Raw genomic sequence first — 1544 nt, forward strand, 5'->3', positions numbered from 1 at the left:
TAGACGGTATGGAGGTCTTGGCTGGGGCCCCTCCGCATGTAAGCGTGGGTTGCCGACAGGAGTGGGTCCTGGCCGGTAGAGCCACAGATGTGGGAGGCCCCAGTGAAGAATCATCGTACGAGTGTTGGTTTGGATGTGCACGCACGATCGGTGGTGGCGTGCGGTTTGGATGGCGAGACGGGCGAGTTGTTCGAGCGTCGCATGTCGCCTGATCACAAAGAAATCCTGGAGTGGATTCGTTCGCTGCCAGGACTGGTGCATGTCGTCTACGAGGCGGGCCCGACCGGTTTCGGTCTGGCCCGTTTTCTGTTGGCCGCCGGTGTCGATTGTGTGGTGGCGGCACCGTCGAAAATTCAGCGTCCCCCTGGTGACCGCATCAAGACCGATGCCCGTGATGCCCGGCATTTGGCTCGGTTGCTTCATTTGAGTTCTATTGTGCCGGTTCTGATTCCGAGTACCGAGCAGGAGTCCGCTCGTGATCTGGTGCGAGCAAGGGAGGACTGCCGCGGCGATCTGGTGTCCGCACAGCATCGCCTGACACATGTGCTGCTGCGTCAAGGGATCATCTACAGCGGCGGCAAACCCTGGACCGCAGCCCACGATCTGTGGTTACGTCGCCAGCGGTTCGATTCACGTGCACTGCAGATCACCTACGACACCGCCTACGAGACCGTCATCGCCACCACCGAACGCCGGAATCGTCTCGATACCGCCATCGCGGACATGGCTGCGCATTCGTCGTTCACTCCGGTGGTGACCCGGCTGGGGTGCCTTCGTGGGGTGGCGACGTTGACAGCGTTCGGTTTGGCGACGGAGATCGGTGAGTGGGACCGGTTGACCGGCCGCTCGATCGGTGCGTTCGTCGGGTTGATCCCGACCGAGCATTCTTCCGGTGAATCCCGGTCGCAGGGCGGTGTCAGCAAAACCGGCAATGCTCACGTACGCCGACTGCTGGTCGAGGCTGCCTGGCATCATCGCAAGCCGTATCGGCCGGGGCGTGAACTGGTGGCACGGTGGAAGGCGTCGACTCCCAAAGCCAAAGCGCGAGGACATCAAGCGAACCGGCGGCTGCACGCACGGTGGGAACATTTCGACGAACGCGGTAAACGTGCGGTGGTCGCCAATGCCGGGATCGCACGAGAGCTGGCCGGCTGGTGCTGGTCGTTGGCCACGCTCGAGGAATGACTGAAGCTCCGACGCCGAAGTAGCGATCTGCGTCGGGATAGATGTCCGGAATGAACGGTCGACGACGATGTGGGATGTGGCCGAGCGTCTGGGAGTGACCCGCTAGCCGCCTATGAGCAATCCTCAACTGCGCGTTGGGATCACGCTCGACTCATAGACTTGCGATCCACTCCAGCCGAAACAGTCCGTCCTGCGGTAACCAACCCGCGTATATGAGAGTTGACGACGCGTCGAACACTACGACACGCTCACCTCCCACTCGCATCGATCACCATCCCGGCAACAGGAAGCGGTGGCACACACGACGGTGCGTGCCACCGCTTCACCATGCCGTCGTTGACAGGCCGACCTCCATATGA

1 protein-coding gene is annotated in these 1544 nt (G+C 61.8%); it reads left to right on the top strand.

Annotated elements, in window-relative coordinates; genetic code table 11:
- Positions 1–87: 87 nt before the first annotated feature.
- A complete protein-coding gene (locus tag J1M81_RS24485) occupies positions 88–1185 on the top strand; it encodes an IS110 family transposase (protein WP_032375655.1) in 1098 nt (365 codons plus the stop codon).
- Positions 1186–1544: the final 359 nt, after the last annotated feature.

It is taken from the genome of Rhodococcus sp. KRD175 (assembly GCF_017168275.1).
GTDB lineage: Bacteria > Actinomycetota > Actinomycetes > Mycobacteriales > Mycobacteriaceae > Rhodococcoides > Rhodococcoides fascians.

Bases quoted from the DNA above. Each gene is read 5' to 3' on its own strand.
- J1M81_RS24485 (WP_032375655.1), top strand. From the start codon at position 88: ATGTGGGAGGCCCCAGTGAAGAATCATCGTACGAGTGTTGGTTTGGAT.